This is a genomic window from Oceanicola sp. 502str15 (assembly GCF_024105635.1).
Lineage (GTDB): Bacteria > Pseudomonadota > Alphaproteobacteria > Rhodobacterales > Rhodobacteraceae > Vannielia.
In genome coordinates this window covers 4,057,735-4,080,708 of record NZ_WYDQ01000001.1, presented here as the reverse complement: position 1 = coordinate 4,080,708, position 22,974 = coordinate 4,057,735, and the positions used below count along the sequence as shown (strand labels likewise).

Below are 22,974 nucleotides of genomic sequence, written 5' to 3'. Positions count from 1 at the left end.
TCTTACCGGGGCGGATCGGGCGAAATCGTGACTATCAGTTGGTAAATTTATTGTCCCTTGGAAATCCGCGGGGAGCCATGCGGCCCGAGGAGGCGCGTTTGCCGATCCATTCGGCAAGGTCGGTTTCGGTGCGGGTGCGCCCGGCCGGGTCTTTCCAGCTCAGACCGTCTTCCAGCGCGAAAGTCACGGCGTCGGAAAGGCCGCCATCCTTGTAGCGCTGCAGCCGCACGCCCTTGCCGCGTGCCATCTCGGGCAGCTCGTCGAGGCCGAAGACCAGCACCTTGCGGTTTTCGCCCACGGCGGCCACGTGATCGCCCTGCACCGGACGGCACACCAGCGCCGTGACGCCATCCTTCACGTTCAGCGACTGCTTGCCCGCACGGGTCTGCGCGACCACCTCGTCGGAGTTGACCACAAAGCCATCGCCCGCAGTGGAGGCCAGCAGCAGCTTCTGCCCCGGAACCTGGGCGAAGAGCGCCACGATCTCGGCCTCGTTGGGCAGATCGACCATCAGCCGCACCGGCTCGCCCATGCCGCGCCCGCCGGGTAGCTGGGAGCCGGGCAGCGTGTAGAACCGCCCGTTGGCGCCAAGCAGCAGCAGCTTGTCGGTGGTTTCGGCGTGAAACGCAAAGCGCGGGCCGTCGCCATCCTTGAACTTCAGCTCCTGGCTCAGGTCGATATGGCCCTTCATCGCCCGGATCCAGCCCATCTGCGAGCAGACGACCGTGATCGGCTCGCGGTCGATCATCGCCTCGATCGGCACGTCTTCGACCACGCCCGCCTCGGCAAAGGTGGTGCGCCGGGCCCCGCCTTCCGCCTTGGCGCCAAACTTCTCACGCACCTCCTTCAGCTCGTCGCTGATGCGGTTCCACTGAAGCTCGGGGCTTTCGAGCAGATCCTGCAGCGCCTCGCGCTCGCGCATCAGCGCGTCCTGCTCGTTCTTCAGCTCCATCTCTTCGAGGCGGCGCAAGCTGCGCAGCCGCATGTTGAGAATCGCCTCGGTCTGCACCTCGGTCAGCCCGTCCTGCGGCTCTTCCGGCGTGCCGGGGCCGATCGGGCTGACGTAATCGCGCTCATCCGTCGCCCGCGCCCGCTTGACCGACCAGTCCTCGGCCATCAGCGCCCGCTTGGGCTCATCATCATAGCGGATGATGTCGATCACGCGGTCGAGGTTGAGGAAGGCGATCATCAGGCCTTCGAGCACTTCGAGGCGGTTGTCGATCTTCTCCAGCCGGTGACGCGAGCGGCGTTCCAGCACTTCGCGGCGATGGTCGAGGAAGGCGCGCAGAAGCTCCTTGAGCGAGCAGACCTTGGGCGTGCGCCCGTCGATCAGCACGTTCATGTTAAGGCTGAAGCGCACCTCGAGGTCGGAGTTGCGATAAAGCATCCCCATCAGGATTTCCGGATCGACGTTCTTCGAGCGCGGCTCGATCACCAGCCGGATGTCCTCGGCGCTTTCGTCGCGTACATCGCCCAGAATCGGCAGCTTCTTCAGCTGGATCAGCTCCGCGATCTTCTCGATCAGCTTGGACTTCTGCACCTGATAGGGGATCTCTGTGACAACGATCTGCCACTGCCCCCGGCCAAGGTCTTCCACCTCGTAGCGGCAACGCAGCCGCACCGCACCGCGACCTGTGCGATAGGTCTCAGCAATGCTCTCGGGCGGCTCCACGATGACGCCCCCGGTGGGGAAATCGGGGCCCTTGACGTAGTTCAGCAGCGTGTCGTCACGCACATCCGGCGTTTTCAGCAGATGTTGGCAGGCCTGCACCAGCTCGTCGATGTTGTGGGGCGGAATATTGGTGGCCATCCCCACGGCAATGCCGCTGGAGCCGTTGGCCAGCAGGTTCGGGAAGGCGGCGGGCAGAACCTCGGGCTCCTGCAACCGGCCATCGTAATTGTCGCGGAAGTTGACGGTGTTCTCGTCCAGCCCTTCCAGCAGCGCCTCGGCGGCGGCGGTCATCCGGGCCTCGGTGTAGCGCTCGGCGGCAGGCATGTCGCCGTCGATGTTGCCGAAGTTGCCTTGCCCGTCGACCAGCGGGTAGCGCACGGCAAAATCCTGCGCCAGACGGGCCATGGCGTCATAGATCGCCTGGTTCCCGTGCGGGTGGAAATCGCCCATCGTGTCGCCGCTGATCTTGGCCGATTTCAGGAACCCTCCGGTCGGCGAAAGCCGCAGCCGGCGCATCGCGTAGAGGATTCGCCGGTGAACCGGCTTCAGCCCGTCACGCGCATCCGGCAGCGCGCGGTGCATGATGGTCGAGAGCGCATAGGTCAAATAGCGCTCGCCTATCGCCCGGCGGAGGGGTTCGGCCCTCTCGTTTGGCTCGATATTGGGGGTGTCTGCCTCGTTATCCATAGATGATGTGATACCCAAGCCACTCGGAGCGGTAAAGCGAAAGCAGCGCCTCAAAGTGAAGGCAAAAACCTACCCAAAGAACTATGATTCCGGTAAGCCCTTGGCCGGGTGGAACTCATCACGCTATACTGGCGTTGATTTTACACAAAATGATTTCGGTAGGTCGTCTTCGGAGGGTGCAATGGGTGCGCGTGGGTTGTTGAAAATGGTTGTGGCGCTGCTGGCGCTGATCTTCGGGTCGATGGCGATCGTGGGCAATGGCCCCGATGTTGCCATGGGTTCGGACGAGTCAGAGCTGACAGCCGAGGAGCTTGCCGCTCTGGACAGCTCCACCAATGTCGCCCCGGAAGCCGTGACCAAGGCCGAAGACACCCCTGTGATTCTGGCCGCAACCCAGGCCGAACCCGTTGCCGAACCCGAGCCGGCGCCGGTGCTCGAAGCATCGCTCGGCGAGGCCACCGACGCCGCCGTGCAAGCCGCCTTGGCAGAGACCGAACCGACCGAACCCGAAGCCACCGACGCCGTAGACCTGACCACCGTGGGCGTGGTTGTGGGCCAGCGCGTCAACGTGCGCTCCGGCCCTTCCACCGGCAACGGGGTGATCGGGCAGGTCGTGCAGAACCAGGAAGTCGAAATCCTGGGCTACGAAGACAACGGCTGGGCGCGCATCCTTCTGGGCGACGAAGAAGGCTACATGTCGGGCGATTTCCTTCGCGAAATGCCTCAGGGCTGACAATCCGCCGCCGCGAGGCTGCTTGCGCCCGACTTCCCGCCGGGGCATTGCCTAGGCCATGAGCCAGAAAACCATCCTCATCACCGGCTGTTCAACCGGAATCGGGTATGACGCCGCCCATGGTCTGCGCGACGCCGGCTGGCGCGTGTTCGCCACCTGCCGCCAGCAAAAGGACGTGGAGCGCCTGAAAGGCGAGGGCTTCGAGAGCCTTCTGCTCGATCATCAGGACACCGCAAGCATGGAAGCCGCCGTATCGACCGTGCTCGAAGCCACCGGCGGCACGCTCGATGCGCTTTTCAACAACGGTGCCTATGGTCTCGTCGGCCCGCTGGAAGATGTGCCCACCGACGGTCTGCGCGACCTCTTCGAAAGCAACTTCTTCGGCTATCACACCATGATCCGCCTCGTGCTGCCCGCCATGCGCGCGCAGGGGCATGGCCGCATTCTCAACTGCTCCTCCGTGCTCGGCTTCATGGCGATGCGGTGGCGCGGCCCCTACGTCGCCTCGAAATTCGCACTGGAAGGGCTTTCCGATGTGCTCCGGCTCGAAATGTCAGACGCCAATATCGACGTCGTGCTGATCGAGCCCGGCCCGATCCGCACCGAGTTTCGCCGCAACGCTATCGCCAAGTTCGAGCAATGGGTGGACTGGAAGGCCTCTCCGCGTCGCGGCCAATACGAATCCGAGCTGCTGGACCAGCTCTACAAGCGCAGCGACAAGCCCGAGCCCTTCGAGCTTGGCCCCGAAGCCGTGACCCAGGCCGTGCTTAAGGCCCTCACCGCCCGCAGCCCCCGCGCCCGTTACCGCATCACCACGCCCACCCGCATCATGGCGCTGGCCAAACGCCTGCTGCCGACGCGGGTGCAGGATTGGGCGATTCGCAAGATCTGAGCCTCTTCGCTTTTGGCGCAACGGGGGCTACATGAGCCGAAACGGGAGACCTTCATGCTCAACGATCCGCTCTTCATCCTCGTCGCCGTGGCCTGCCTCATCGTGGTGGCCATCCTGCTGTTCGGCATCGGCGGGTTTGCCAAGGGTGGCGACTTCAACAGGAAACACGCAAACAAGGTCATGCGGTGGCGGATCGGGGCGCAGGCAGTCGCCATCGTGCTGATCCTGCTGTTCGTCTGGCTGCGCCGAGGAGGCTGACATGGTTGTTCTGAACAAGATCTACACCCGCACCGGCGACAAGGGCGACACGGCCCTTGGCACCGGCGACCGGGTGGCAAAGCATTCTGCACGCGTGTCGGCCTATGGCACTTCCGACGAGCTGAACTCGGTCGTGGGCATGGCCCGCCTTCATGCAGAGGGCGACATGGATGCGCGCCTTGCCACGATCCAGAACGACCTGTTCGACCTTGGCGCCGACCTCTGCCGCCCGGGGCTGGCACAGGATGACGCCGCCGAATATCCGCCCCTTCGGATGATCGAGGCACAGGTCACGCGGCTGGAAGCCGAGATCGACGCCATGAACGCCGGGCTCGAGGCGCTGCGCAGCTTCATTCTGCCCGGCGGCACCCCGCTCGCCGCCCACCTGCACCTCGCCCGCACCACCTGCCGGCGTGCCGAGCGGCTTGCCACCGAACTGGCCGAGGCCGAGCCCGATGACGTGAACAGCCACGCCATCCGCTACCTGAACCGCCTGAGCGACTGGTTCTTCGTGGCCGCCCGCGTGGCCAATGGCGGCGAAGACGTGCTCTGGGTCCCTGGCGGAAGCCGCTGAGGCCGCAAACGTTTGCGCTAACGTCCCAAAACGCGGCGTCTGCATGGCAGATTGCGGCGTTTTTGCCCTGTAAGCGGGCGACACTCTCCGCTAACAAATGCACCAATCCGGGTGGTCTTGCCGCCCATGAAGCGAGGAGAGAGACCCCATGAAGGTGCTTGTGCCTGTGAAACGGGTGATCGACTACAATGTGAAAGTCCGTGTCAAATCGGACGGAAGCGGTGTCGATCTTGCCAATGTGAAGATGTCGATGAACCCGTTCGACGAGATCGCCGTCGAAGAGGCGATCCGCCTCAAGGAGGCCGGAACCGCCGAAGAGGTCGTGGCCGTCTCCATCGGCGTGAAGCAGGCGCAGGAAACGCTGCGCACCGCACTCGCCATGGGCGCCGACCGGGCGATCCTGGTCGTGGCCGCCGATGATGTGCATCAGGACATCGAGCCGCTCGCCGTCGCCAAGATCCTCGCCAAGGTCGTCGAAGAAGAACAGCCGGGCCTCGTGCTCGCCGGCAAGCAGGCGATCGACAACGACATGAACGCCACCGGCCAGATGCTTTCGGCCCTGCTCGGCTGGAGCCAGGCCACCTTCGCCTCCGAGGTGAAGGTCGAGGGGGACAGCGCCGTTGTGACCCGCGAGGTCGATGGCGGCCTGCAGACCATCAAGGTGAAGATGCCCGCCATCGTCACCGTCGATCTGCGCCTCAACGAGCCGCGCTACGCGTCGCTGCCCAACATCATGAAGGCCAAGAAGAAGCCCTTGGACGAAAAGACCGCCGCCGACTACGGCGTCGACGTCTCCCCGCGCCTCGAAGTGGTGAAAACCTCCGAGCCCGAAACCCGCCAGGCAGGCGAGATCGTGGCCGATGTCGATGCGCTGGTGGCGAAACTCAAAGAAAAGGGGGTTATCTGATGGCTGTTCTCCTTCTTGCCGAAGTGACCGATGGCGAGCTGGCGATGGACGCCACCGCCAAGGCCGTCTCTGCTGCCAAATCTCTGGGTGATGTGACCGTGCTCTGCGCCGGGGCCTCTGCCTCTGCCGCCGGTGAGGCCGCTGCCAAGATTGACGGCGTGGCCGAGGTGCTCGTCGCCGAAGACGCTTCGCTGGGCCACCGTCTTGCCGAGCCGACCGCCGCGCTGATCGTCTCGCTTGCGGGTGACTACTCGCACATCGTCGCCCCCGCCACGACCGATGCAAAGAACGTGATGCCCCGCGTCGCCGCCCTGCTCGATGTGATGATCCTTTCGGACGTGTCCGGCGTTGTCGACGCCGACACCTTCGAGCGTCCGATCTACGCCGGGAACGCGATCCAGACCGTGAAGTCGAAGGATGAAAAGAAGGTTATCACCTTCCGAACCTCCACCTTCGACGCCGCCGGTGAGGGCGGTTCGGCCTCAGTCGAAACCGCCTCCGCAGCCGACAACCCCGGCCTCTCCGAATGGGTCGAAGACAAGGTGGCCGAGAGCGACCGCCCCGAGCTAACCTCCGCCGGCATCGTCGTCTCCGGCGGCCGTGGCGTGGGCTCGGAAGAGGACTTCGCGCTGATCGAGAAGCTCGCCGACAAGCTCGGCGCCGCCGTGGGTGCCTCGCGCGCCGCGGTCGACTCGGGCTTCGCCCCGAACGACTGGCAGGTCGGCCAGACCGGCAAGGTGGTCGCCCCCGACCTCTACGTCGCCGTTGGTATCTCGGGTGCGATCCAGCACCTCGCGGGCATGAAGGACAGCAAGGTGATCGTGGCGATCAACAAGGACGAAGAGGCCCCGATCTTCCAGGTCGCCGACTACGGCCTCGTCGCCGACCTCTTCACCGCCGTCCCCGAGCTGATCGAAAAGCTCTGAGCCAACACGAAACACGCCAATCTCGAAAGGCCCGCCCTCACGGCGGGCCTTTTGCGTTATGAGACCATGCTCGCAATTTCGGGCGTCAGGGCCGCGGCGATCTCCTCATGCACGGCGGGGCCGGGCATCGCGCTCGCGGCGGGGGCTTCCGTCTCGGAACAGATCATCCCCTCGTTCCCCGCCGCCCAGGCCGCGTCGCTCGGCGTAGCCTCGACAACACCGGCCAGCTGCGGGCGCAGGATATCGACCATCGCCGCATCGACGAACAGCGGGTCATTCCCGAGGCTGTCGTGCGCTTCGTCATCGCTGCCGGCTCGGGTGTCATGCAGCCACAGAAGCACCACCTTGCCCGGGATCATCGCAAGCATAGTCTGCATCCGCGCCACCCAGGCCGCCTTCAGCTCTTCGACCACCATGAGATACTTCTTCTCGTTGACCCGCCGCAGGGTCGAGAGCAGATGGCGGGTGAAATTGAACTCGGTGAAATCCACCTCGCGAAAGACCGTCCGCATCAGGCTTGAGGCCCTGAGAAAGCGATCGTTCCGCCGTGGATGCACGGCATAGAACCGGTTCGACATGTTCTGCGCCCCCATCACCTGAACCACGGTCACGGTGGCGCGTCGGGCGGCGTCGATCAGGGTAGGGTCATTGATGAAAAGGTCGGCCCCGGCGTTCAGGCAGCCGAAGTTGACACAGCGCGCGCCGGTGCTCTCCTCGACAAGCGCCGGAAACGGATCCTCAACGAATTTGCCGTAGGTCTCTGTTCCACCGAAGAAGGCTACATAGGGGCCCTCCAGCTTGCGCTTGGGACCACGAAACAACAGCCGCGACTGGCCATAGCGACAATGCAGATAATCCAGCGCACTCTGACCAGCGATCTCAAAGGTCATTCCACCACCTCACACGTTCTCTTCACCCGCTGAAAAGCCTGCCCGAAGGCACTTTCGATTTTGCTAACGTTTCAAATCCGGCAGAAATTTCTTTGTATCCCGGGCCTTGCTGCGGCTGCACAGCCCCCCTAATCTCGCCGCAACCAGCAAGAGCGAGGTAAGGACCATGGACATCCAGAGCATCGGCGTTGTCGGCGCGGGGCAGATGGGTAACGGCATCGCGCATGTGCTGGCGCTCGCGGGCTATGACGTGAAGCTGAATGACATCAAGCAGGACGCCATCGACCGCGCCCTCGATACCATCCGCAAGAACATGGACCGCCAGGTCAGCCGCGAGAAGATCACCGCCGAGGCGCGGGATGCAGCCCTTGGCCGCATCTCGACCACGCTCACCCTGACAGACCTCGGCCCCTCCGATCTCATCATCGAGGCCGCGACCGAGCGCGAAACGGTGAAGACCGCAATCTTCGAAGACCTTGTGCCGCACCTCAAGCCCGAGACGATCCTGAGCTCTAACACTTCCTCGATCTCGATCACCCGGCTTGCATCACGCACGGACCGACCCGAAAAGTTCATGGGCTTCCACTTCATGAACCCGGTGCCGGTGATGCAACTTGTCGAGCTGATCCGGGGCATCGCCACCGATGAGCCCACCTACAAGGCCTGCGCCAAGGTGGTGGAAAACCTCGGCAAAACCGCCTCTTCGGCAGAAGATTTTCCGGCCTTCATCGTCAACCGCATCCTGATGCCGATGATAAACGAGGCGGTCTATGTGCTCTACGAAGGCGTGGGCAACGTGAAGTCGATCGACATGGCCATGAAGCTCGGCGCCAACCACCCGATGGGCCCGCTCGAGCTGGCCGATTTCATTGGCCTCGACACCTGCCTCGCGATCATGAACGTGCTGCACGACGGTCTGGCCGACACCAAGTATCGCCCCTGCCCGCTGCTGACCAAGTATGTCGAAGCCGGTTGGCTTGGCCGCAAGACAAACCGTGGATTTTACGATTATCGCGGCGAGGAGCCGGTGCCGACGCGCTAAGGGCGCCGCAGCTCCGAAGCCTCTGTGAAAGTCAGCTTCCGGGCTTCAGCGCCAGCGTCTTTTCCCGCAGCCACGAGATGAAACCACGCTGATTGCTCGACCAGTCGTCGATCTCGCCGCGCTCGATCGGTTCGCCCACGATCGGCGCTTGCGGCTTGTTGAGCGCATAGCGCACCTCGTAGAGCAGAAGGCTCTGGCGCAGCACGGCGCTGATCTTGTTGGCAATCTGATAGTAGCGGCTGTTCTGCCCCTGGAAATAGATCGGCACCACCCGCGCCTCGGAACGCAGGATCATCTTGGACGTGAAGGTGTGCCACTCTTTCTCGATGGCCGGGCCAAACCAGCTCTTGGAAGAGGCCACTTCGCCCGCCGGGAAGACCACCACGCAACCCCCCGCCTTCAGATGGTCATTGGCCTTCTTGCGCATTTCAAGATTGCGCTCGAGAGCATCCGGCTCGTGCGGAAAGGGCACCGGGATCATGAAGTCGTCGATCTCGGCCACGCCGGTCAGCAGCGAGCGAGTCAAAATCTTGTAGTCCGTCCGCCGCCGGCCGATCAGCTCGGCCAGCACCATGCCGTCGACCAGCCCGTGGGGGTGGTTGGCGACAATCACCAGCGGTCCGGTTTCGGGGATGTTGTCGATCTGCGCCTGCGGCGTGGTCAGCTCGATCCCCATCACACCCAGCGCCTGAGCCCAGAAGCCCTGCCCATGGGGCACGCTCATCGCCTCGAAGCGGCGGATCAGCCGCAGGAGCCTCAGCTTGGCCGTCAGCCACTCCATCACCCGGATGAAGTTGGCCTGGATCGGGTTGGGGAAGGTATTGGCGTAGCTCAGACGGCGACGGTCGTAGGGCACATCGTTCAGCGCTTCAGACTCGGGCTGCGTATCCGCTGTTCCGACAGGCAAGTCCAACCCCCGGCGCGGGCGCCGCAGGTTCATCGTCTTGGGTTGGTAACTTTCCACCAAGAGGGCCGTGCCTCCCTGCTCTCGTCTGTCAGATACCTTCGCCGAACTTGTCGGCCACCAGCTCTGCAAGGGCGGTCGCCAGTTCTTCGGCCTGGGCACCGCGGGTTTCGACCTCAATAAAGCTTCCCTTGGACGCTGCCAACATCAAAAGGCCCATGATGCTGTCGCCCCCGGTGCTCAAACCGTCCTTCGACACCTCTGCCTCGGCGTCAAATTGCTCAACGGTCTCGACAAACTTTGCAGATGCGCGGGCATGGAGGCCCTTTTCGTTCACGATTTCCAGTCGTTGCACCGATACCCCCACACAGCCTCAGACGACGCCGCCGTCGTAGCTGTTTATGTATTTACGTCCCGCCGCCATGGCACAATTTACTGCGTCTTCCACTTTGAGATGGCGGGATTTCGCGAGTTTGACCAGCATCGGCAGGTTCGCGCCATAGAGAATCTTGCGATTTTCCGGCCGACAGGCGAGCAGCGAGAGGTTGGAAGGCGAGCCTCCGAACATGTCGGTCACAACCACCACGCCGGCTCCATGGTCGACCGCGTCCGCGGCTGCACAAATTTCGGATTGTTTGTTCGACCTGTCACAATCCGCAGCTATGGTGATGGCGCGGATGCCATCCTGCTGACCCACGACATGCTCCACGGCGGCGAGGTATTCCTTCGCCAGCCCGCCATGCGCCACGATCACGATTCCGATCAAGCCAGTGTCCCCAATGCCGCGGCAGGCGACTCTGCCGCCCGTGCCCCAGCCCGCCGTTCGATTTCCCGATGCCGAATAGACACGCGCCATCCAGCACCTGCAAGCTCTTTCCCGAACCGTTCCGCTAGGGCAACGGAGCGATGCTGACCGCCGGTACAGCCGAAGCCGATCGACAGGTGGGATTTGCCTTCCTCTACAAAGGCCGGAAGAAGCATATCTACAAGGCCTCGCACGCGGTTGTGAAACTCCGCGAAGCGCGGGTCGGCCTCGACATGAGCCACCACCGCAGGGTCGCGCCCGTCGAGCGGACGCAATGCCGGCTGCCAATGCGGATTGTTGAGGAAACGGCAATCAAATACCATGTCCAGCCCGTGCGGCAGGCCGCGTTTGTACGAAAAGCTCTGAACCGAAACACCGAGTCGCACGGTCGCTTCGAGGGTGAACAGCCGGTCCAGTTCTTCCCGCAGGTCGTGCACCGACAGATCCGAGGTATCAATCAACACATCCGCCCGCTCGCGGATGTCGGCCAGCAGGTCGAAGTCGCGGGCGATGCCGGCCTCGGGGCTTTCGGCAGGGGCCAGAGGGTGACGACGCCGGGTTTCGGAATATCGCCGCAGCAGCACCTCCGGCGAGCAATCGAGATAAAGCACCTCGCGGGCGATATCGGGGCGCGCATCTAGCTGCGAGAGCAGGTCGATCAGGTGGGGCGTGGCGAAGTCGCGATTGCGACTGTCGATCCCGAGGGCCAAGGCACCGCCGCGAGGCTGGCCCTCAAGCAGGCGGGGCACGAGAGAGAGCGGCAGATTGTCGATCGCTTCGTAGCCAAGGTCTTCCAGCACTCGCACCGCCGAGCTGCGCCCCGCACCGGCAGGCCCGGTGACGAGCACCAGCCGCTGCACCGCCGAGGAATGCGGCAAGGTGCCTGTGTGGGTGTCGGTGTCTGTTGTGTCAGTCATGCGCCGTGGGGCCGTGGAAGGTCAGATTGCGGGCCGCTGGTCATCATCAGCAGAACCGCTGCCGGAAAGTGCGCGCCTGGAGCGCGGTGAAGCAAGGGCAGAGTGCATCCAAACAGGAGAATCTCGCGGGGTGGCGGCAACCTGTCACGCTCTTCCCGGCCTGCGTCGATCACCAGAGCGATTTCCGCCTTCGGAACCGAGGGCACCGTGAGCAGGCCGACACCGCGACACTCGATCATGCCTTCAAAGCCGGGCCGCGGCCGCGCGGTCAACACCCCATCTTCGCTGGCAAGCATCACCCTGTCGTCGCCCACCAGGTGTGCCCCGCGCGCGACCAGTTCGACGGCCAGCGCGGATTTGCCTGCGCCGGAGGCCCCGACAATCAGCACCCCACGCCGCCCGAAGGCAACGGCTGTGCCATGAAAGAAGTCATCCTTGTTCGAGTGCTGCCCGGCCATCGGCTGGCTCGTCCTGAGGTTGCCTCCGCGCAGGCCGGGTGCGGCGCCGGATCAGACCGGAAGGCCGACCACGAAACGGGCGCCCAGCGGCTCGGAGGTTATGTCATCATCGGTGGGGCGAATGTTCTCGGCCCAGATCACGCCGCTATGGGCCTCGACGATCTGCTTGGAGATTGCAAGGCCAAGGCCGGAATGGTCGCCAAACTGCCCCTCGGGTCGCTCGGAATAGAAGCGGTTGAACACTTTTGTCAGCGCCTGTTCGGGCATGCCGGGGCCGGTATCCTCGACCACCACCAGAACACGGTTTTCGCGGCGACGGACCCAGACGCGGACGGCGTCGCCCTCCTCGCAGAACGACAGCGCATTGGTGATGAGGTTCACGAAGACCTGCGCCAGCCGGCCTTCGAGGCCGGTGATGCGGATGGGCTGGCGCGGCACGTCCGAGATGAACTCCACACCCCGCCGCTGCGCCTCGCCACCGAGGTATTCGGTGATGTTGCCCAGCATCTTCAGCAGGTCGAACTCTTCTTCCTCTTCCTTCACCAACTCGCTGTCGAGGCGCGAGGCGTTCGAGATGTCGGACACCAGCCGATCCAGACGGCGCACATCATGCTCGATCACGTCGAGCAGCTTGTGGCGCTGGTCATCGCGCTTTGCGACCCGCAGCGAGCTCACTGCAGAGCGCAGCGAAGCCAGCGGGTTCTTGATCTCGTGGCTGACATCGGCAGCGAACTGTTCGTTGGCGTCGATCCGGTCGTAGAGCGCGGCCACCATGCCGCGCAGCGCCCCGGAAAGGCGCCCGATCTCGTCGGGGCGCCCCGTCAGGTCAGGGATACGCACCCGGTTGGGGCTCATCTTCTGGCCACCCTTCTCGCGGCCGATCTCGGCGGCCGAGGCCAGGTCGGCGATCGGGTTGGCGATGGTGGAGGCCAGCAGCAGCGACAGGCCAATGGACACGAGGATGGCGATGACGAACATCTGCAACACCTGCTCGCGCTCGGACCGCACCAGCGTGTCGATCTCGCCCTGCGCCGAGGTGATGGCGACAACGCCCACAACCTGGTTGCCCACCAGAACCGGCGTGGCGACTGAAAAGATCGTGCCGCCCGCCGCGTTGGAGCCGGTGCGAACGGTGGTCCGCCCGGTGGCGGCATCGGCCACCATGGCACGGGCAAGGCCCTCGGCATCGACATCGGGAACATCGGTGCGCTGGGACGAGAAGATCGAAGACATCCCTTCCCAGATCGCATTCAGAAAATCGGTGATGACGGTGCGGCGCTCTTTCTGCGCCTGTGTCACCGCGCTCTGGGAGTCGCTGCCGACGGTGGAGCCGAGAATGGTCTCTTCCTGCCCGAAGACAAAGACTTCGACACCCGACGACAGGTCGAGCCCGTCCACGACCGCCTGCACATCCACGCCGCTGGTATCCAGCGCCACAGGGCCGTCGATGAGCTGCACCTCGAAGACATCGGCAATCAGCTGTGCCTCGGCTTGCAGACCGGCTTCGCGCTGCAGGGCCAGGCTGTCGCGGAACGGGTTCAGATAGAACACGCCGGCGACCAGCAGCAGCAGGCCGAGCAGGTTGAAGGTGATGATCTTGCGCGCAAGCGGAGAACGATTGAGCGTCAGGAACCCCCGACGCTTTCGCTTCTCACGCATGGCATGGTCGGCGCTCTGGGGACTTTCCCAGTCTTCGCCGAGGACGACATCCGCCTCATATGTCTGGCTTGTGTCCCGCACCTGGGCCACCTCCTGACTGCGCTGCCTCACTCCTCGTTGTAGCGATACCCGATACCGTAAAGCGTTTCGATGGCGGAAAACTCGTCATCGACGCTGCGCATCTTCTTGCGAAGGCGCTTGATGTGGCTGTCGATCGTGCGGTCGTCGACGTAGACCTGATCGTCATAGGCCACGTCCATCAGCTGGTCGCGGCTCTTCACGAAGCCGGGCCGCTGGGCGAGGGCCTGCAGCAGCAGGAACTCGGTGACGGTGAGCGACACGTCGAGCCCCTTCCAGGTCACGGCATGGCGCAGCGGGTCCATGACCAGCTCGCCGCGCACCATCACCTGGGCCGTCTCGGCCTCGGTCGGGCCGTCGCCGCCAATCACCTCCTGACGACGCAGCAGGGCGCGGATCCGCTCGACCAGCAGGCGCTGGGAGAAGGGCTTCTTCACGTAATCGTCGGCACCCATGCGCAGGCCGAGCACTTCGTCGATCTCGTCATCCTTGGAGGTGAGGAAGATCACCGGCATGGTCGTCTTGGAGCGCAGGCGCTGCAGCAGGTCCATCCCGTCCATCCGCGGCATCTTGATGTCGAGCACCGCCATGTCGGGAAGCTTCTTGTTGAAGGCGTCAAGCGCCGTCTGGCCATCATTGTAAGTCTCGACCTCAAAGCCTTCGGCCTCCAGAGTCATCGAAACGGACGTGAGGATATTCCGGTCGTCATCGACGAGGGCAATTCTCGACATGCCTGTATTCCTTATTGTTTGTGCTCGTTTGCCTTGTTTTGCCTCAACATCCCGAATCGCACCTTTGGAATCAACAACTAACTGCGAATCACAGGCACTTGCGGCCATGATTGAACCGCAAAAGTGAGAACGAATGGCTAATTTGCATCACTCAATCGTCGCATTTTGCACCTCTCGGCAGATGTTTGCGTTAAACTGCCGCTGGTTGCGCTAACGCCGCACCTGCGCCGGTTCCTTTGCAAAAGTGACATGTTATAGGGGCGGAACTTCCCCCACGTCGGGGAGGTGTTCCGGGCCGGGAAGGGCCGGGACAGGCACCCAGATACGAGCTTGCCTCAGGAGCATGAAAAAACGATGACCATTGGACGCGTGAACCCCGCCAAGCGCTTGGAAGATCAAGGGATTACCGGGCTGGGAAACGTCTATTACAACCTCATCGAGCCGGCCATCATCGAACAGGCCGTCAAGCGGGGCGAAGGTGAGCTGGGGATCGGCGGCGCGTTTCTGTGCACCACCGGAAAATTCACCGGCCGCTCGCCGAAGGACAAGCACGTTGTGCGCTCGGCGGCGACCGAAAACACCATCTGGTGGGACAACAACGCACCGATGTCCGAAGCGGGCTTCGACGCGCTCCATGCCGACATGATCGAGCACATGAAGGGGCGCGACTACTTCGTGCAGGACCTCTTCGGCGGCGCCGACCCGGCGCAGCGCCTCGATGTCCGGATGGTCACGGAACTGGCCTGGCACTCGCTCTTCATCCGCCACATGCTGCGCCGTCCCTCGCGGGACGAGCTCGACAGCTTCGTGCCGGAATTCACCGTCATCAACTGCCCGAGCTTCAAGGCCGACCCGGCCAAGCATGATTGCCGCTCCGACACGGTGATCGCGCTGAACCTCGACAAGAAACTGATTTTGATCGGCGGCACCGAATACGCGGGCGAGAACAAGAAATCGGTCTTCACCCTGCTCAACTACCTGCTGCCCGAGCGCGGCATCATGCCAATGCACTGCTCGGCCAACCACGCCCAGGGCAACCCGGTGGACGCCGCCGTGTTCTTCGGCCTCTCCGGCACCGGTAAAACCACCCTGTCGGCCGACCCCAACCGCGTGCTGATCGGCGATGACGAGCATGGCTGGTCGGACCGCGGCACCTTCAACTTCGAGGGTGGCTGCTACGCCAAGACGATCAACCTTAGCCCGAAGGCCGAACCCGAAATTTACGCCACCACGCAGATGTTCGGCACTGTCATTGAGAACATGGTCTACAATCCCGAGACCAAGGAACTCGATTTCGATGACGACAGCCTGACCGCCAACATGCGCTGCGCCTACCCGCTGGAATACATCTCCAACGCGTCCGAAACCGCGCTCGGCGGCCATCCCAAGAACATCATCATGCTCACCTGCGACGCCTTCGGGGTGCTCCCCCCGATCGCCCGGCTCACTCCGGCGCAGGCGATGTACCACTTCCTCTCCGGCTTCACCTCCAAGGTGGCCGGCACCGAGCGCGGCGTGACCGAGCCCGAGCCGACCTTCTCCACCTGCTTCGGCGCGCCCTTCATGCCGCGCCGCCCGGAGGTCTACGGCAACCTGCTGCGCGCCAAGATCGACACCCACGGTGCCACATGCTGGCTGGTCAACACCGGCTGGACCGGCGGCGCCTACGGCACCGGCAACCGGATGCCGATCAAGGCCACCCGCGCCCTGCTGACCGCCGCGCTCGACGGCTCCCTGCACGAGGCGACCTTCCGCAAGGATGAGAACTTCGGCTTCCAGGTCCCCGTGACCGTCGCCGGAGTGGACGCCGCCCTTCTCGACCCGCGCTCCACATGGGCCGACAAGGAAGCCTATGACGCGCAGGCCACCAAGCTGGTTGAAATGTTCGCCGAGAACTTCGCCCAGTATGACGCCTACATCGACGACGACGTGAAGGCCGTCGCCATCGGCTGATGCAATGCGTCGCGCAAAATCGGGCGGTGCGGGCCGGGCTGGCCCTCGCCGCCCTTTTGCTGTCCGCCCTCCCCGCCGCTGCCGGGCCAGCCCCGTCGATGGACAGCGGAGCAATCGCCGCACTGGAGTTCGGCATCGTCTGCCCGCCCCGGGTGGTCGGCTCCGAGACGGCACCCGGCACCGAGAATGGCCGGGTCGACATCTTCGAGGGCGAGCCGCGCTTCATCGACAGCGGGGGTATAGTGCCTGCCACCCTCGGCATGAGCTTTGGCGTGCGGGCATGGGCGCAGGATGGCACCGCCCCGCGCAACGTGACCATCAAGAGCCTGCATCCCCGCTTTCCGGGCACAGGAACCTCCGAGCAGAGCTTTGGCTCCTCCATTGCGCCGGGCCGCCCCATGACCCATATCTACACCTTCGACATGCCACATGAGGCCGCCCCCGGCCTCTGGCAGCTTCAGGCCGAAGCGGAGGGTAAATTGCTCTATTCTGTTCCGTTCGAGGTGGTTCCGCCCGCGGCCTACACCGGCCCGGCGCTCGACTGTGCGGAACCGCCAGTTCTGAGCCGTGCCACCCCTGCCCCGAGGTCGGCCGGATGATCCGCGCCGCCCTGTTGATGAGCACCGCCCTCGCCCTGCCCGCAGCAGCGCAGGAGGCCTCCGCCGATCTCTACATCAACCCGGCCCTCGTGGCCGACGTGAGCTATGGCCTCAACTGCTCTGTCGAGATCACCGGCTCGATCGACGCGCCCGACACCGACCGGGGCGAGGTCGACGTGTTCGACAAGTCACCCGAGCTGTCACCTCTCGGACAGCTCGTGCCGGCACAGCTCGGCCTCGGCTTCGGCGTGCGGGCCCGTGCGGCAGATGGGGTGCGCATCACCGGTGCGACCTTCCGGGTGTTTCACCCCCCGTTCCCGGGGCGCGGCACCACCGAGCAGAGCTGGCTGGCAAGCTATGTCGACAGCAGCCACTCAACTCACCTCTACCGCTTCGACTTTCCCTATGAGGCCGTCCCCGGCACCTGGGTGATGGAGGCCACCCATGAGGGCGAGCTTCTCTATCGGATCCCCTTCACCGTGGTGCCCGAGGCGGCCTATCCGGGGGCCGAGACCCTCTGCGACCCCGAGGGCCTTCTGAGCCTCGCACCTTCCCTCCGCCACCCGGCGTAGGGCGGGACTTGTCCCGCCGCCCCGAGGCGCCTTAGCCCATCAGCCCGCGCCGGATCAGGTTGAGCCCGGCAAAGAGCAGCACCGCCAGCGTGGCCTTGCGAAAGGTGTTCTGGTCGATCCGGTCCTGCACCTTGAAGCCAACCCACATGCCCGCAACCGCAGGCACGAGCAGCATGGCCGAGAACCAGACCGTTTCGCCGTTCATCACGCCGCTCTTGAGGTGGCCCGCCAGCAGCATCACCGAGCCGAGGCCGTAGATTACCCCCTGCACCACGATCTGCCGCGCCTTGGGGGTTTCGATCGCCACGAGGTAAAGCACCGTCGTCGGCCCCCATGTGCCCGCAAGCCCGCCGAGTGTGCCGGAGAGAAACCCCGCGATGACGGAAGCCAGGGGCCGTCGCTCCTCCGGGATTACCAGCTTCAGCCCGGCAAGCTGGATCGCACAGAGCGCCGTGACCGGGATTCCGAGCACGAGGTACATCACGTCATCGGGGATCACGGTGACGAGCTGGGCCGACAGCAAGATCATCACGCAGACGATCAGGATGTAGACCCAGTAGTCGCGCAGCGCCGACTTCGCCTCCACCCAGCCGCATCGGGCCACCTGAAGCGCATTTGAGAGCACGATGGGCAGGATGATGCCGGCCACGACCAGCTTGGGATCCAGCAGGATCCCCATGCCCGAGATCATGATGAGCGGCATGGCAAAGCCCACCGCGCCTTTCACCACGCCCGCCAGCACGGTCACGGCGAGCGCAAAGACAATGAGGCCGGGGGTGAGAAGGTCTGGCAAAAGGTTCATACTGCCTCTTATCGCGCCGCCCGCGCCGCTGCATCCCAAATTGACCGCGACATTTTTATGCAAGAAAGATACAGATCACGAAATTAAGTTGCGCTGCAACTGCGAAGGGATTATTCCACCCGGGCACGACAGCGAGGACCGAATCCATGCCCCACGACGGACAGGACATGACCGCACAATCCGCCCTTCTCCCAGATCTTCTCAACCTCACCGGCGCCGCCATCGCGCCGGCCAAGGCGATCTTGGAGAAGGCCCAGAGCCACCTGAAGGGCGCGCTGGAGAAGGACGGCCGCATTTCGGGCGCCGCGATCGAGGCAAACCAGACCGCCGCCCACGGGCTGGCCTGGCTGGCGACCTATGTACAGGCGCTCGAGCAGATGCAGAAATGGGCCGAGCGGCTGACGGCGGATGGCAAGTTCGGTGAGGTCGAGGGCCTGCTGCACCAGATCGCCTTCGGCGAGTATCTCTGGCAGATCTACGGCGGCATCCCGATGAGCCAGGGCGAAATCATCCGCCTCCAGGATATCGGCCTCGGGCAGGACGACCAGCGCGCACTGATGTCACCCGAAGTCATGACGCTCTGCAACGGCGGCAATACCCAGGCCGCGCGCCTTCGCCTCGTGGAGCTGATGCAGGAGCAGGCGGCCAATATCACCGTGGGTGCGACCGGGTTGGACGACGAACTGGAGATGATCCGCGAGCAGTTTCGCCGCTTTGCCGTGGAGCGGGTCGAGCCACACGCCCATGAGTGGCACCTCAAGGACGAGCTGATCCCGATGGAAATCATCGAGGAGCTGGCCGAGATGGGGGTGTTCGGCCTCACGATCCCCGAGGAATACGGCGGCTTCGGGCTGTCGAAGGCCTCGATGGTCGTGGTCTCCGAGGAACTTTCGCGCGGTTACATCGGCGTTGGCTCGCTGGGCACCCGCTCGGAGATCGCCGCCGAGCTGATCCTCTGCGGTGGCACCGACGCCCAGAAGGAAAGCTGGTTGCCCCGGCTCGCCTCCGCCGAGATCCTTCCGACGGCCGTGTTCACCGAGCCCAACACCGGCTCCGACCTTGGCGCCCTGCGCACCCGCGCCGTGAAGGAGGGCGACAGCTACTCCGTCACCGGCAACAAGACCTGGATCACCCACGCGGCCCGTGCCCACGTGATGACCCTGCTCGCCCGCACCGACCCTTCGTCCAGTGATTACAAGGGCTTGTCGATGTTCCTCGCGGAAAAGACCCCGGGCACCGACGAGGACCCCTTCCCGACCGAAGGCATGACCGGCGGCGAGATCGAGGTGCTTGGCTACCGCGGCATGAAGGAATACGAACTTGGCTTCGACGGCTTCAAGGTGAAGGCCGAGAACCTGCTGGGCGGCGAAGAGGGCAAGGGCTTCAAACAGCTCATGGAAACCTTCGAGAGTGCTCGCATCCAGACCGCCGCCCGCGCCATCGGCGTGGCCCAGTCGGCGCTGGATATCTCGATGAAATACGCGCTGGACCGCAAGCAGTTCGGCAAATCCCTCATCGACTTCCCGCGTGTCGCCTCCAAGTTGGCGATGATGGCCGTCGAGATCATGGTCGCCCGGCAGCTCACCTATTTCTCGGCCTGGGAAAAGGACCACGGGCGCCGTTGCGACCTCGAGGCCGGCATGGCCAAGCTGCTCGGCGCGCGCGTGGCCTGGGCAGCGGCGGACAACGGCTTGCAGATCCACGGTGGCAACGGGTTTGCGCTGGAATACAGCATCAGCCGGGTGCTCTGCGACGCACGCATCCTGAACATCTTCGAAGGTGCGGCGGAAATTCAGGCCCAGGTCATCGCTCGCAGGCTGCTGGCCTGAGGCAGGGGTTTCCTGCCTCATCGCAGGAGCTTAGCCGCCGACCCAGACCAGTTTGCAGGCAAAGCCCGGGCGCCCCGGCGCATGGCCATCGGTCTGTGCCGCCCGGCATTGCGCCATGGCCTCGGCCTCGGCTGCGGCCCGGGTGCGGAAACCCGATGCGCTGCCCCAGTACCCACGACGGTCAACAGCGAAGGCCTTGGTGCCCGCGTAACCGCGTTGCAGCCCGATCAGCGCCTCGGCCTGCGGGCCCGACAGATGCGATGCGCCGGGCTGCACCGGCGCGGCGGGGATGATTTCTGCCACGATCCGGCAATCCGCGGCGAAGGCGGCACAATGGGCCAGAGCATCGGCCCGTGTCACGGAACGGTCGGCGTATCCGGCGACGGCCCCGAAGGCCCCTTTTTCCCCAACCGCGAAGGCCCCGTGCCACTGCGGCCCGTCGAGGAACTCGGCATAGGCGCGGTGCATGGCCCAGGCCTGGGGATAAGCCGCCGCCAGCTCCGCTGCGGAAGGCCCCAGCACAGCCGCCTCGGGAACGGCCGCCTCACTGCGCACCAGCCCGCTCACCGCCGAAAAGCTCAGGGCGGCAATGGCGGAAACGGCTATGAACAGGGTGGACTTTCTCATCTCGGTGGAAAGATGCCGGGCAAGCGTGGCAAGATCGTGGCAGTTTGGCGGCGCGGGGCTGACGCCCTATCTAGGGGTTATGAAAAACATCGCCCTCACCGCCCTCCTCGCCCTCACCCCCCTTGCCGCCGCCTGCAAGGACGAGACCGTCACCGGCTATGCCCCCGGCATCTACCGGCTGGAAGAGATCGACGGCACGTCGTTTGAATGGGGCGCCACGCTGAACCTGACGGAAGCAGGCAGGATCTCGGGTCAGGCGCCCTGCAATGGGTATTCTGCCGAACAGACAGCGCCTTACCCATGGTTCAAACCGGGACCGATCGTGGCGACGCGCATGGCCTGCCTGCATATGAACGGCGAGGCCGAATTTTTCGAGGCTCTGGGCGCGATGACCCTCGCCGAAGGCAGTGGGCCGGTGTTGATCCTCTCCAACGAGGCGGGGCGGGAGATGGTGTTCAGGCGCGAGGAGTGAGGCTCGCTAGCCCTTCGCCAACACCCGCAAGAGCCGCCCGCGTGCGCCCGGCAGGGGCTTTTCGCCGAGGGTCGCGCGCAACTGGTGTTCGAGAAAATACCCGGTGGTTTCAAGCCCCTGCATCAGCTCACCGGGGCTTTCCGGCGGCTCGCCCATGAGGCAGGGCGGCAAGGGCAGGAGCTTGGGTGCCCAGTCGCCGGCCCCCGCAACGCTCACGGCCCTGCCGGTTTTTGGCGAGACATAGGCCAACCCCTCGGTGGCGCCGGTCGCGGCGCAGCAGGTGAGATCGAGGCCGAAGCCCATTTCGTCGAGCAGCGCCAATTCCCAGCGCAAATAGGCCAGTGGCCAGTGCTGTGACGCCTCTTCGATGAGATCGAGCACGGTGAGAGAGCGGGTGTAAAGGCCGGGATAGGCGGCCCTTTCGGGCAGGACGAAGGAGAGCAGCGAGGTTACGGCGCCGAGGCCCGCCAGTGCCCTGCGGTCACCCAGAACGCCAGCTGCGCGGGCGTGAATGGGCTCGACGGTGAAGGCGCCGAGATGGTCTTCGAGCCGGGCGCGCCAGCTCAGGTCGAGCTGCGCGCCGGGTTGCAGGATGGGGGCCATCCGGCGGCCGGCGCCGCCGCGGACGACGCCTGCGTGCCGCCCTCGGGATGACGTGAAAACCTCAATGATTGCAGCGTTTTCGCCATGGGGGCGGGCGGTCAGCAAAACGCCTTCCTCGCGCCACTCCATCAGTCGAGCCCTTCCTCTTCGAGCAGGTGCCGCCCGGCGCGGTCTTCGACCTCGATCACCCAGATGTCGGGGTCGAACCGGCGCTGCGCGCGCAGGGTCTCATCGACCTCGGCCTCAGGCCCCTCGGCGAGCACGTCCCATGGCCGCGAACCGTCCATCGCCATGATACGCTGAAAGGCCCGGGCGGTGCCGTCGAGGGGGCTTTGCTTGATGAGGATGTTGCCCGCCGTCTCGTCGCCCTTGGCGACCACGAAGGCGGGAATGTCAGCGAGGCGCAGGCGGGTCAGGTAGGCCTGAACCCAGAACGAGCTGGTCAGCCGGGTCAAGCGTTACCGTCCTTGAAATCAAGGCCCATCTCATCGTAGCGCTCCGACTCTTCAAGCCATCCCGGCCGCACCTTCACTTGCAGGAAGAGGTGCACGCGGTGGCCGAGGAACTCCTCGAGATCCTCGCGCGCGGCCTTGCCGACGGCCTTGATCGTCTCGCCTCGGTTGCCGAGCACGATGCCCTTGTGACCGTCGCGCATGACGTAGACGATCTGGTCGATCTTGGCGGAGCCGTCCTTGCGATTTTCCCAGGCCTCGGTCTCGACGGTGAGCTGGTAGGGCAGCTCCTGATGGAGGCGGAGGGTGAGCTTTTCGCGGGTCATCTCGGCGGCGATCATGCGCAGGGGCAAATCGGCGATCTGGTCTTCGGGGTAGAGCCAAGGGCCCTCGGGCAGCTCCTTGGCGAGCCACTTGCGCAGGTCGTCAACGCCATGGCCCTTTTCGGCGGAGATCATGAAAACCTCTGCGAAGTCATAGGCTTCGCTCAGCTTTGCCGTCAGCTCCAGCAGCACCTCGGACTTGACCCGGTCGATCTTGTTGATCGCCAGCGCCACCTTCTGGCCTGCGGTTTCACGCTCCTTCAAGGAGTCGATGATGGCCTGCACGCCCTCGGTCATCCCGCGATGCGCCTCGATCAGAAGCACCACCACATCGGCATCCGCCGCCCCGCCCCATGCCGCGGCCACCATCGCCCGGTCGAGCCGGCGGCGGGGGCGGAAGAGGCCGGGGGTGTCGACGAAGACGATCTGGCTTTCGCCCTCGATGGCCACGCCGCGAATGCGGGTGCGCGTGGTTTGCACCTTGTGGGTGACGATGCTGACCTTGGCGCCGACCATGCGGTTGGTCAGCGTCGATTTGCCCGCGTTGGGCTCTCCGATCAGGGCGACGAAACCGGCGCGTGTGGTCATGGGGCGTGGCCTTTCATGGAG

At 64.5% G+C, this 22,974-nt stretch carries 26 protein-coding genes; 12 read left to right on the top strand and 14 right to left on the bottom strand.

Annotated features, from left to right (window positions below; all coding sequences use genetic code 11):
* Positions 1–34: 34 nt before the first annotated feature.
* Positions 35–2,359 (bottom strand): DNA topoisomerase IV subunit A, encoded by a 2,325-nt coding sequence (locus tag GTH22_RS20070; RefSeq protein WP_252947361.1) that lies wholly within the window; start codon positions 2,357–2,359, stop codon positions 35–37.
* Between the two features lie 205 nt (positions 2,360–2,564).
* On the opposite strand from GTH22_RS20070, the gene GTH22_RS20065 reads away from it, so the two are divergent.
* From GTH22_RS20065 to GTH22_RS20040, 6 genes are all read left to right on the top strand, one after another.
* Positions 2,565–3,092 (top strand): SH3 domain-containing protein, encoded by a 528-nt coding sequence (locus GTH22_RS20065; protein WP_252947687.1) that lies wholly within the window; start codon positions 2,565–2,567, stop codon positions 3,090–3,092.
* A gap of 58 nt (positions 3,093–3,150) precedes the next feature.
* Entirely contained in the window at positions 3,151–3,984 is an 834-nt protein-coding gene (locus tag GTH22_RS20060; RefSeq protein ID WP_252947360.1) for an SDR family NAD(P)-dependent oxidoreductase, read from the top strand.
* 54 nt (positions 3,985–4,038) lie between these two features.
* Positions 4,039–4,242, top strand: a complete 204-nt coding sequence (locus GTH22_RS20055; protein ID WP_252947359.1) for a twin transmembrane helix small protein — start codon at positions 4,039–4,041, stop codon at positions 4,240–4,242.
* A gap of 1 nt (position 4,243) precedes the next feature.
* Positions 4,244–4,816, top strand: coding sequence for a cob(I)yrinic acid a,c-diamide adenosyltransferase (locus tag GTH22_RS20050; protein ID WP_252947358.1), 573 nt, complete (start codon positions 4,244–4,246; stop codon positions 4,814–4,816).
* 148 nt (positions 4,817–4,964) lie between these two features.
* Positions 4,965–5,723 (top strand): electron transfer flavoprotein subunit beta/FixA family protein, encoded by a 759-nt coding sequence (locus GTH22_RS20045; protein ID WP_252947357.1) that lies wholly within the window; start codon positions 4,965–4,967, stop codon positions 5,721–5,723.
* Positions 5,723–6,649, top strand: coding sequence for an electron transfer flavoprotein subunit alpha/FixB family protein (locus GTH22_RS20040; protein WP_252947356.1), 927 nt, complete (start codon positions 5,723–5,725; stop codon positions 6,647–6,649). The genes GTH22_RS20045 and GTH22_RS20040 overlap by 1 nt, the downstream gene beginning before the upstream one ends.
* A gap of 56 nt (positions 6,650–6,705) precedes the next feature.
* Here GTH22_RS20040 and GTH22_RS20035 read toward each other — a convergent pair whose 3' ends face one another.
* Positions 6,706–7,539 carry a DUF6473 family protein gene (locus tag GTH22_RS20035; RefSeq protein WP_252947355.1) on the bottom strand — a complete coding sequence of 278 codons (834 nt, stop codon included), beginning with the start codon at positions 7,537–7,539 and terminating at the stop codon, positions 6,706–6,708.
* Positions 7,540–7,705: 166 nt separating this feature from the next.
* Here GTH22_RS20035 and GTH22_RS20030 point away from each other — a divergent pair, with 166 nt between their 5' ends.
* Complete coding sequence (locus tag GTH22_RS20030) at positions 7,706–8,581, top strand: 3-hydroxybutyryl-CoA dehydrogenase (RefSeq protein WP_252947354.1); 876 nt, start codon at positions 7,706–7,708, stop codon at positions 8,579–8,581.
* Positions 8,582–8,612: 31 nt separating this feature from the next.
* On the opposite strand, the gene GTH22_RS20025 is transcribed toward GTH22_RS20030, so the two are convergent.
* The 7 genes from GTH22_RS20025 to GTH22_RS19995 all read right to left on the bottom strand — a co-directional run bounded on the left by GTH22_RS20025 (position 8,613) and on the right by GTH22_RS19995 (position 14,133).
* Positions 8,613–9,488 (bottom strand): lysophospholipid acyltransferase family protein, encoded by an 876-nt coding sequence (locus tag GTH22_RS20025; RefSeq protein ID WP_252947353.1) that lies wholly within the window; start codon positions 9,486–9,488, stop codon positions 8,613–8,615.
* A gap of 88 nt (positions 9,489–9,576) precedes the next feature.
* A complete protein-coding gene (locus GTH22_RS20020; protein ID WP_252947352.1) occupies positions 9,577–9,840 on the bottom strand; it encodes an HPr family phosphocarrier protein in 264 nt (87 codons plus the stop codon).
* A gap of 18 nt (positions 9,841–9,858) precedes the next feature.
* The gene (locus GTH22_RS20015; RefSeq protein ID WP_252947351.1) at positions 9,859–10,251 is read right to left on the bottom strand and encodes a PTS sugar transporter subunit IIA; all 393 of its coding nucleotides are present in this window, start codon (positions 10,249–10,251) and stop codon (positions 9,859–9,861) included.
* On the bottom strand, positions 10,248–11,207 hold the full coding sequence (rapZ, locus tag GTH22_RS20010; RefSeq protein WP_252947350.1) for an RNase adapter RapZ: 960 nt from the start codon (positions 11,205–11,207) through the stop codon (positions 10,248–10,250). Before rapZ ends, GTH22_RS20015 begins: the two co-directional genes overlap by 4 nt.
* Positions 11,204–11,665, bottom strand: coding sequence for an HPr kinase/phosphorylase (locus GTH22_RS20005; protein WP_256471617.1), 462 nt, complete (start codon positions 11,663–11,665; stop codon positions 11,204–11,206). The genes rapZ and GTH22_RS20005 overlap by 4 nt, the downstream gene beginning before the upstream one ends.
* 51 nt (positions 11,666–11,716) lie before the next feature.
* Complete coding sequence (locus tag GTH22_RS20000; protein WP_252947686.1) at positions 11,717–13,324, bottom strand: sensor histidine kinase; 1,608 nt, start codon at positions 13,322–13,324, stop codon at positions 11,717–11,719.
* 107 nt (positions 13,325–13,431) lie between these two features.
* Positions 13,432–14,133 carry a response regulator transcription factor gene (locus GTH22_RS19995; protein WP_252947348.1) on the bottom strand — a complete coding sequence of 234 codons (702 nt, stop codon included), beginning with the start codon at positions 14,131–14,133 and terminating at the stop codon, positions 13,432–13,434.
* A 354-nt stretch (positions 14,134–14,487) separates the two neighbouring features.
* On the opposite strand from GTH22_RS19995, the gene GTH22_RS19990 reads away from it, so the two are divergent.
* The 3 genes from GTH22_RS19990 (at position 14,488) to GTH22_RS19980 (ending at position 17,257) form a co-directional block, all read left to right on the top strand.
* Entirely contained in the window at positions 14,488–16,086 is a 1,599-nt protein-coding gene (locus GTH22_RS19990) for a phosphoenolpyruvate carboxykinase (protein WP_252947347.1), read from the top strand.
* Between the two features lie 98 nt (positions 16,087–16,184).
* Positions 16,185–16,685: a DUF3859 domain-containing protein gene (locus GTH22_RS19985; protein ID WP_252947346.1), complete on the top strand. Its 501-nt coding sequence runs from the start codon at positions 16,185–16,187 to the stop codon at positions 16,683–16,685.
* Positions 16,682–17,257, top strand: coding sequence for a DUF3859 domain-containing protein (locus GTH22_RS19980; RefSeq protein ID WP_252947345.1), 576 nt, complete (start codon positions 16,682–16,684; stop codon positions 17,255–17,257). Before GTH22_RS19985 ends, GTH22_RS19980 begins: the two co-directional genes overlap by 4 nt.
* Before the next feature lie 31 nt (positions 17,258–17,288).
* On the opposite strand, the gene GTH22_RS19975 is transcribed toward GTH22_RS19980, so the two are convergent.
* The gene (locus tag GTH22_RS19975; protein ID WP_252947344.1) at positions 17,289–18,059 is read right to left on the bottom strand and encodes a sulfite exporter TauE/SafE family protein; all 771 of its coding nucleotides are present in this window, start codon (positions 18,057–18,059) and stop codon (positions 17,289–17,291) included.
* Between the two features lie 146 nt (positions 18,060–18,205).
* Here GTH22_RS19975 and GTH22_RS19970 point away from each other — a divergent pair, with 146 nt between their 5' ends.
* A complete protein-coding gene (locus GTH22_RS19970) occupies positions 18,206–19,888 on the top strand; it encodes an acyl-CoA dehydrogenase family protein (RefSeq protein WP_252947343.1) in 1,683 nt (560 codons plus the stop codon).
* A gap of 30 nt (positions 19,889–19,918) precedes the next feature.
* Here GTH22_RS19970 and GTH22_RS19965 read toward each other — a convergent pair whose 3' ends face one another.
* Positions 19,919–20,515, bottom strand: a complete 597-nt coding sequence (locus GTH22_RS19965) for a hypothetical protein (RefSeq protein WP_252947342.1) — start codon at positions 20,513–20,515, stop codon at positions 19,919–19,921.
* A 79-nt stretch (positions 20,516–20,594) separates the two neighbouring features.
* Here GTH22_RS19965 and GTH22_RS19960 point away from each other — a divergent pair, with 79 nt between their 5' ends.
* Positions 20,595–20,987 carry an META domain-containing protein gene (locus GTH22_RS19960; RefSeq protein ID WP_252947341.1) on the top strand — a complete coding sequence of 131 codons (393 nt, stop codon included), beginning with the start codon at positions 20,595–20,597 and terminating at the stop codon, positions 20,985–20,987.
* 6 nt (positions 20,988–20,993) lie between these two features.
* On the opposite strand, the gene recO is transcribed toward GTH22_RS19960, so the two are convergent.
* Genes recO through era form a run of 3 tightly spaced genes read right to left on the bottom strand, consistent with a single transcriptional unit; the run spans position 20,994 to position 22,953 of the window.
* The gene (gene recO / locus GTH22_RS19955) at positions 20,994–21,719 is read right to left on the bottom strand and encodes a DNA repair protein RecO (RefSeq protein ID WP_252947340.1); all 726 of its coding nucleotides are present in this window, start codon (positions 21,717–21,719) and stop codon (positions 20,994–20,996) included.
* Positions 21,719–22,045, bottom strand: coding sequence for a DUF1491 family protein (locus GTH22_RS19950; protein ID WP_252947339.1), 327 nt, complete (start codon positions 22,043–22,045; stop codon positions 21,719–21,721). The genes recO and GTH22_RS19950 overlap by 1 nt, the downstream gene beginning before the upstream one ends.
* Positions 22,042–22,953: a GTPase Era gene (era, locus tag GTH22_RS19945; protein ID WP_252947338.1), complete on the bottom strand. Its 912-nt coding sequence runs from the start codon at positions 22,951–22,953 to the stop codon at positions 22,042–22,044. The genes GTH22_RS19950 and era overlap by 4 nt, the downstream gene beginning before the upstream one ends.
* Positions 22,954–22,974 lie beyond the last annotated feature (21 nt).

Excerpts from the sequence above, each read along its gene's own strand:
- GTH22_RS20070 (WP_252947361.1), bottom strand. The coding sequence starts at position 2,359 with ATGGATAACGAGGCAGACACCCCCAATATCGAGCCAAACGAGAGGGCC.
- GTH22_RS20065 (WP_252947687.1), top strand. The coding sequence starts at position 2,565 with ATGGTTGTGGCGCTGCTGGCGCTGATCTTCGGGTCGATGGCGATCGTG.
- GTH22_RS20060 (WP_252947360.1), top strand. The coding sequence starts at position 3,151 with ATGAGCCAGAAAACCATCCTCATCACCGGCTGTTCAACCGGAATCGGG.
- GTH22_RS20055 (WP_252947359.1), top strand. The coding sequence starts at position 4,039 with ATGCTCAACGATCCGCTCTTCATCCTCGTCGCCGTGGCCTGCCTCATC.
- GTH22_RS20050 (WP_252947358.1), top strand. The coding sequence starts at position 4,244 with ATGGTTGTTCTGAACAAGATCTACACCCGCACCGGCGACAAGGGCGAC.
- GTH22_RS20045 (WP_252947357.1), top strand. The coding sequence starts at position 4,965 with ATGAAGGTGCTTGTGCCTGTGAAACGGGTGATCGACTACAATGTGAAA.
- GTH22_RS20040 (WP_252947356.1), top strand. The coding sequence starts at position 5,723 with ATGGCTGTTCTCCTTCTTGCCGAAGTGACCGATGGCGAGCTGGCGATG.
- GTH22_RS20035 (WP_252947355.1), bottom strand. The coding sequence starts at position 7,539 with ATGACCTTTGAGATCGCTGGTCAGAGTGCGCTGGATTATCTGCATTGT.
- GTH22_RS20030 (WP_252947354.1), top strand. The coding sequence starts at position 7,706 with ATGGACATCCAGAGCATCGGCGTTGTCGGCGCGGGGCAGATGGGTAAC.
- rapZ (WP_252947350.1), bottom strand. The coding sequence starts at position 11,207 with ATGACTGACACAACAGACACCGACACCCACACAGGCACCTTGCCGCAT.
- GTH22_RS20005 (WP_256471617.1), bottom strand. The coding sequence starts at position 11,665 with ATGGCCGGGCAGCACTCGAACAAGGATGACTTCTTTCATGGCACAGCC.
- GTH22_RS20000 (WP_252947686.1), bottom strand. The coding sequence starts at position 13,324 with ATGCGTGAGAAGCGAAAGCGTCGGGGGTTCCTGACGCTCAATCGTTCT.
- GTH22_RS19995 (WP_252947348.1), bottom strand. The coding sequence starts at position 14,133 with ATGTCGAGAATTGCCCTCGTCGATGACGACCGGAATATCCTCACGTCC.
- GTH22_RS19990 (WP_252947347.1), top strand. The coding sequence starts at position 14,488 with ATGACCATTGGACGCGTGAACCCCGCCAAGCGCTTGGAAGATCAAGGG.
- GTH22_RS19985 (WP_252947346.1), top strand. The coding sequence starts at position 16,185 with ATGGACAGCGGAGCAATCGCCGCACTGGAGTTCGGCATCGTCTGCCCG.
- GTH22_RS19980 (WP_252947345.1), top strand. The coding sequence starts at position 16,682 with ATGATCCGCGCCGCCCTGTTGATGAGCACCGCCCTCGCCCTGCCCGCA.
- GTH22_RS19975 (WP_252947344.1), bottom strand. The coding sequence starts at position 18,059 with ATGAACCTTTTGCCAGACCTTCTCACCCCCGGCCTCATTGTCTTTGCG.
- GTH22_RS19970 (WP_252947343.1), top strand. The coding sequence starts at position 18,206 with ATGCCCCACGACGGACAGGACATGACCGCACAATCCGCCCTTCTCCCA.
- GTH22_RS19965 (WP_252947342.1), bottom strand. The coding sequence starts at position 20,515 with ATGAGAAAGTCCACCCTGTTCATAGCCGTTTCCGCCATTGCCGCCCTG.
- GTH22_RS19960 (WP_252947341.1), top strand. The coding sequence starts at position 20,595 with ATGAAAAACATCGCCCTCACCGCCCTCCTCGCCCTCACCCCCCTTGCC.
- recO (WP_252947340.1), bottom strand. The coding sequence starts at position 21,719 with ATGGAGTGGCGCGAGGAAGGCGTTTTGCTGACCGCCCGCCCCCATGGC.
- era (WP_252947338.1), bottom strand. The coding sequence starts at position 22,953 with ATGACCACACGCGCCGGTTTCGTCGCCCTGATCGGAGAGCCCAACGCG.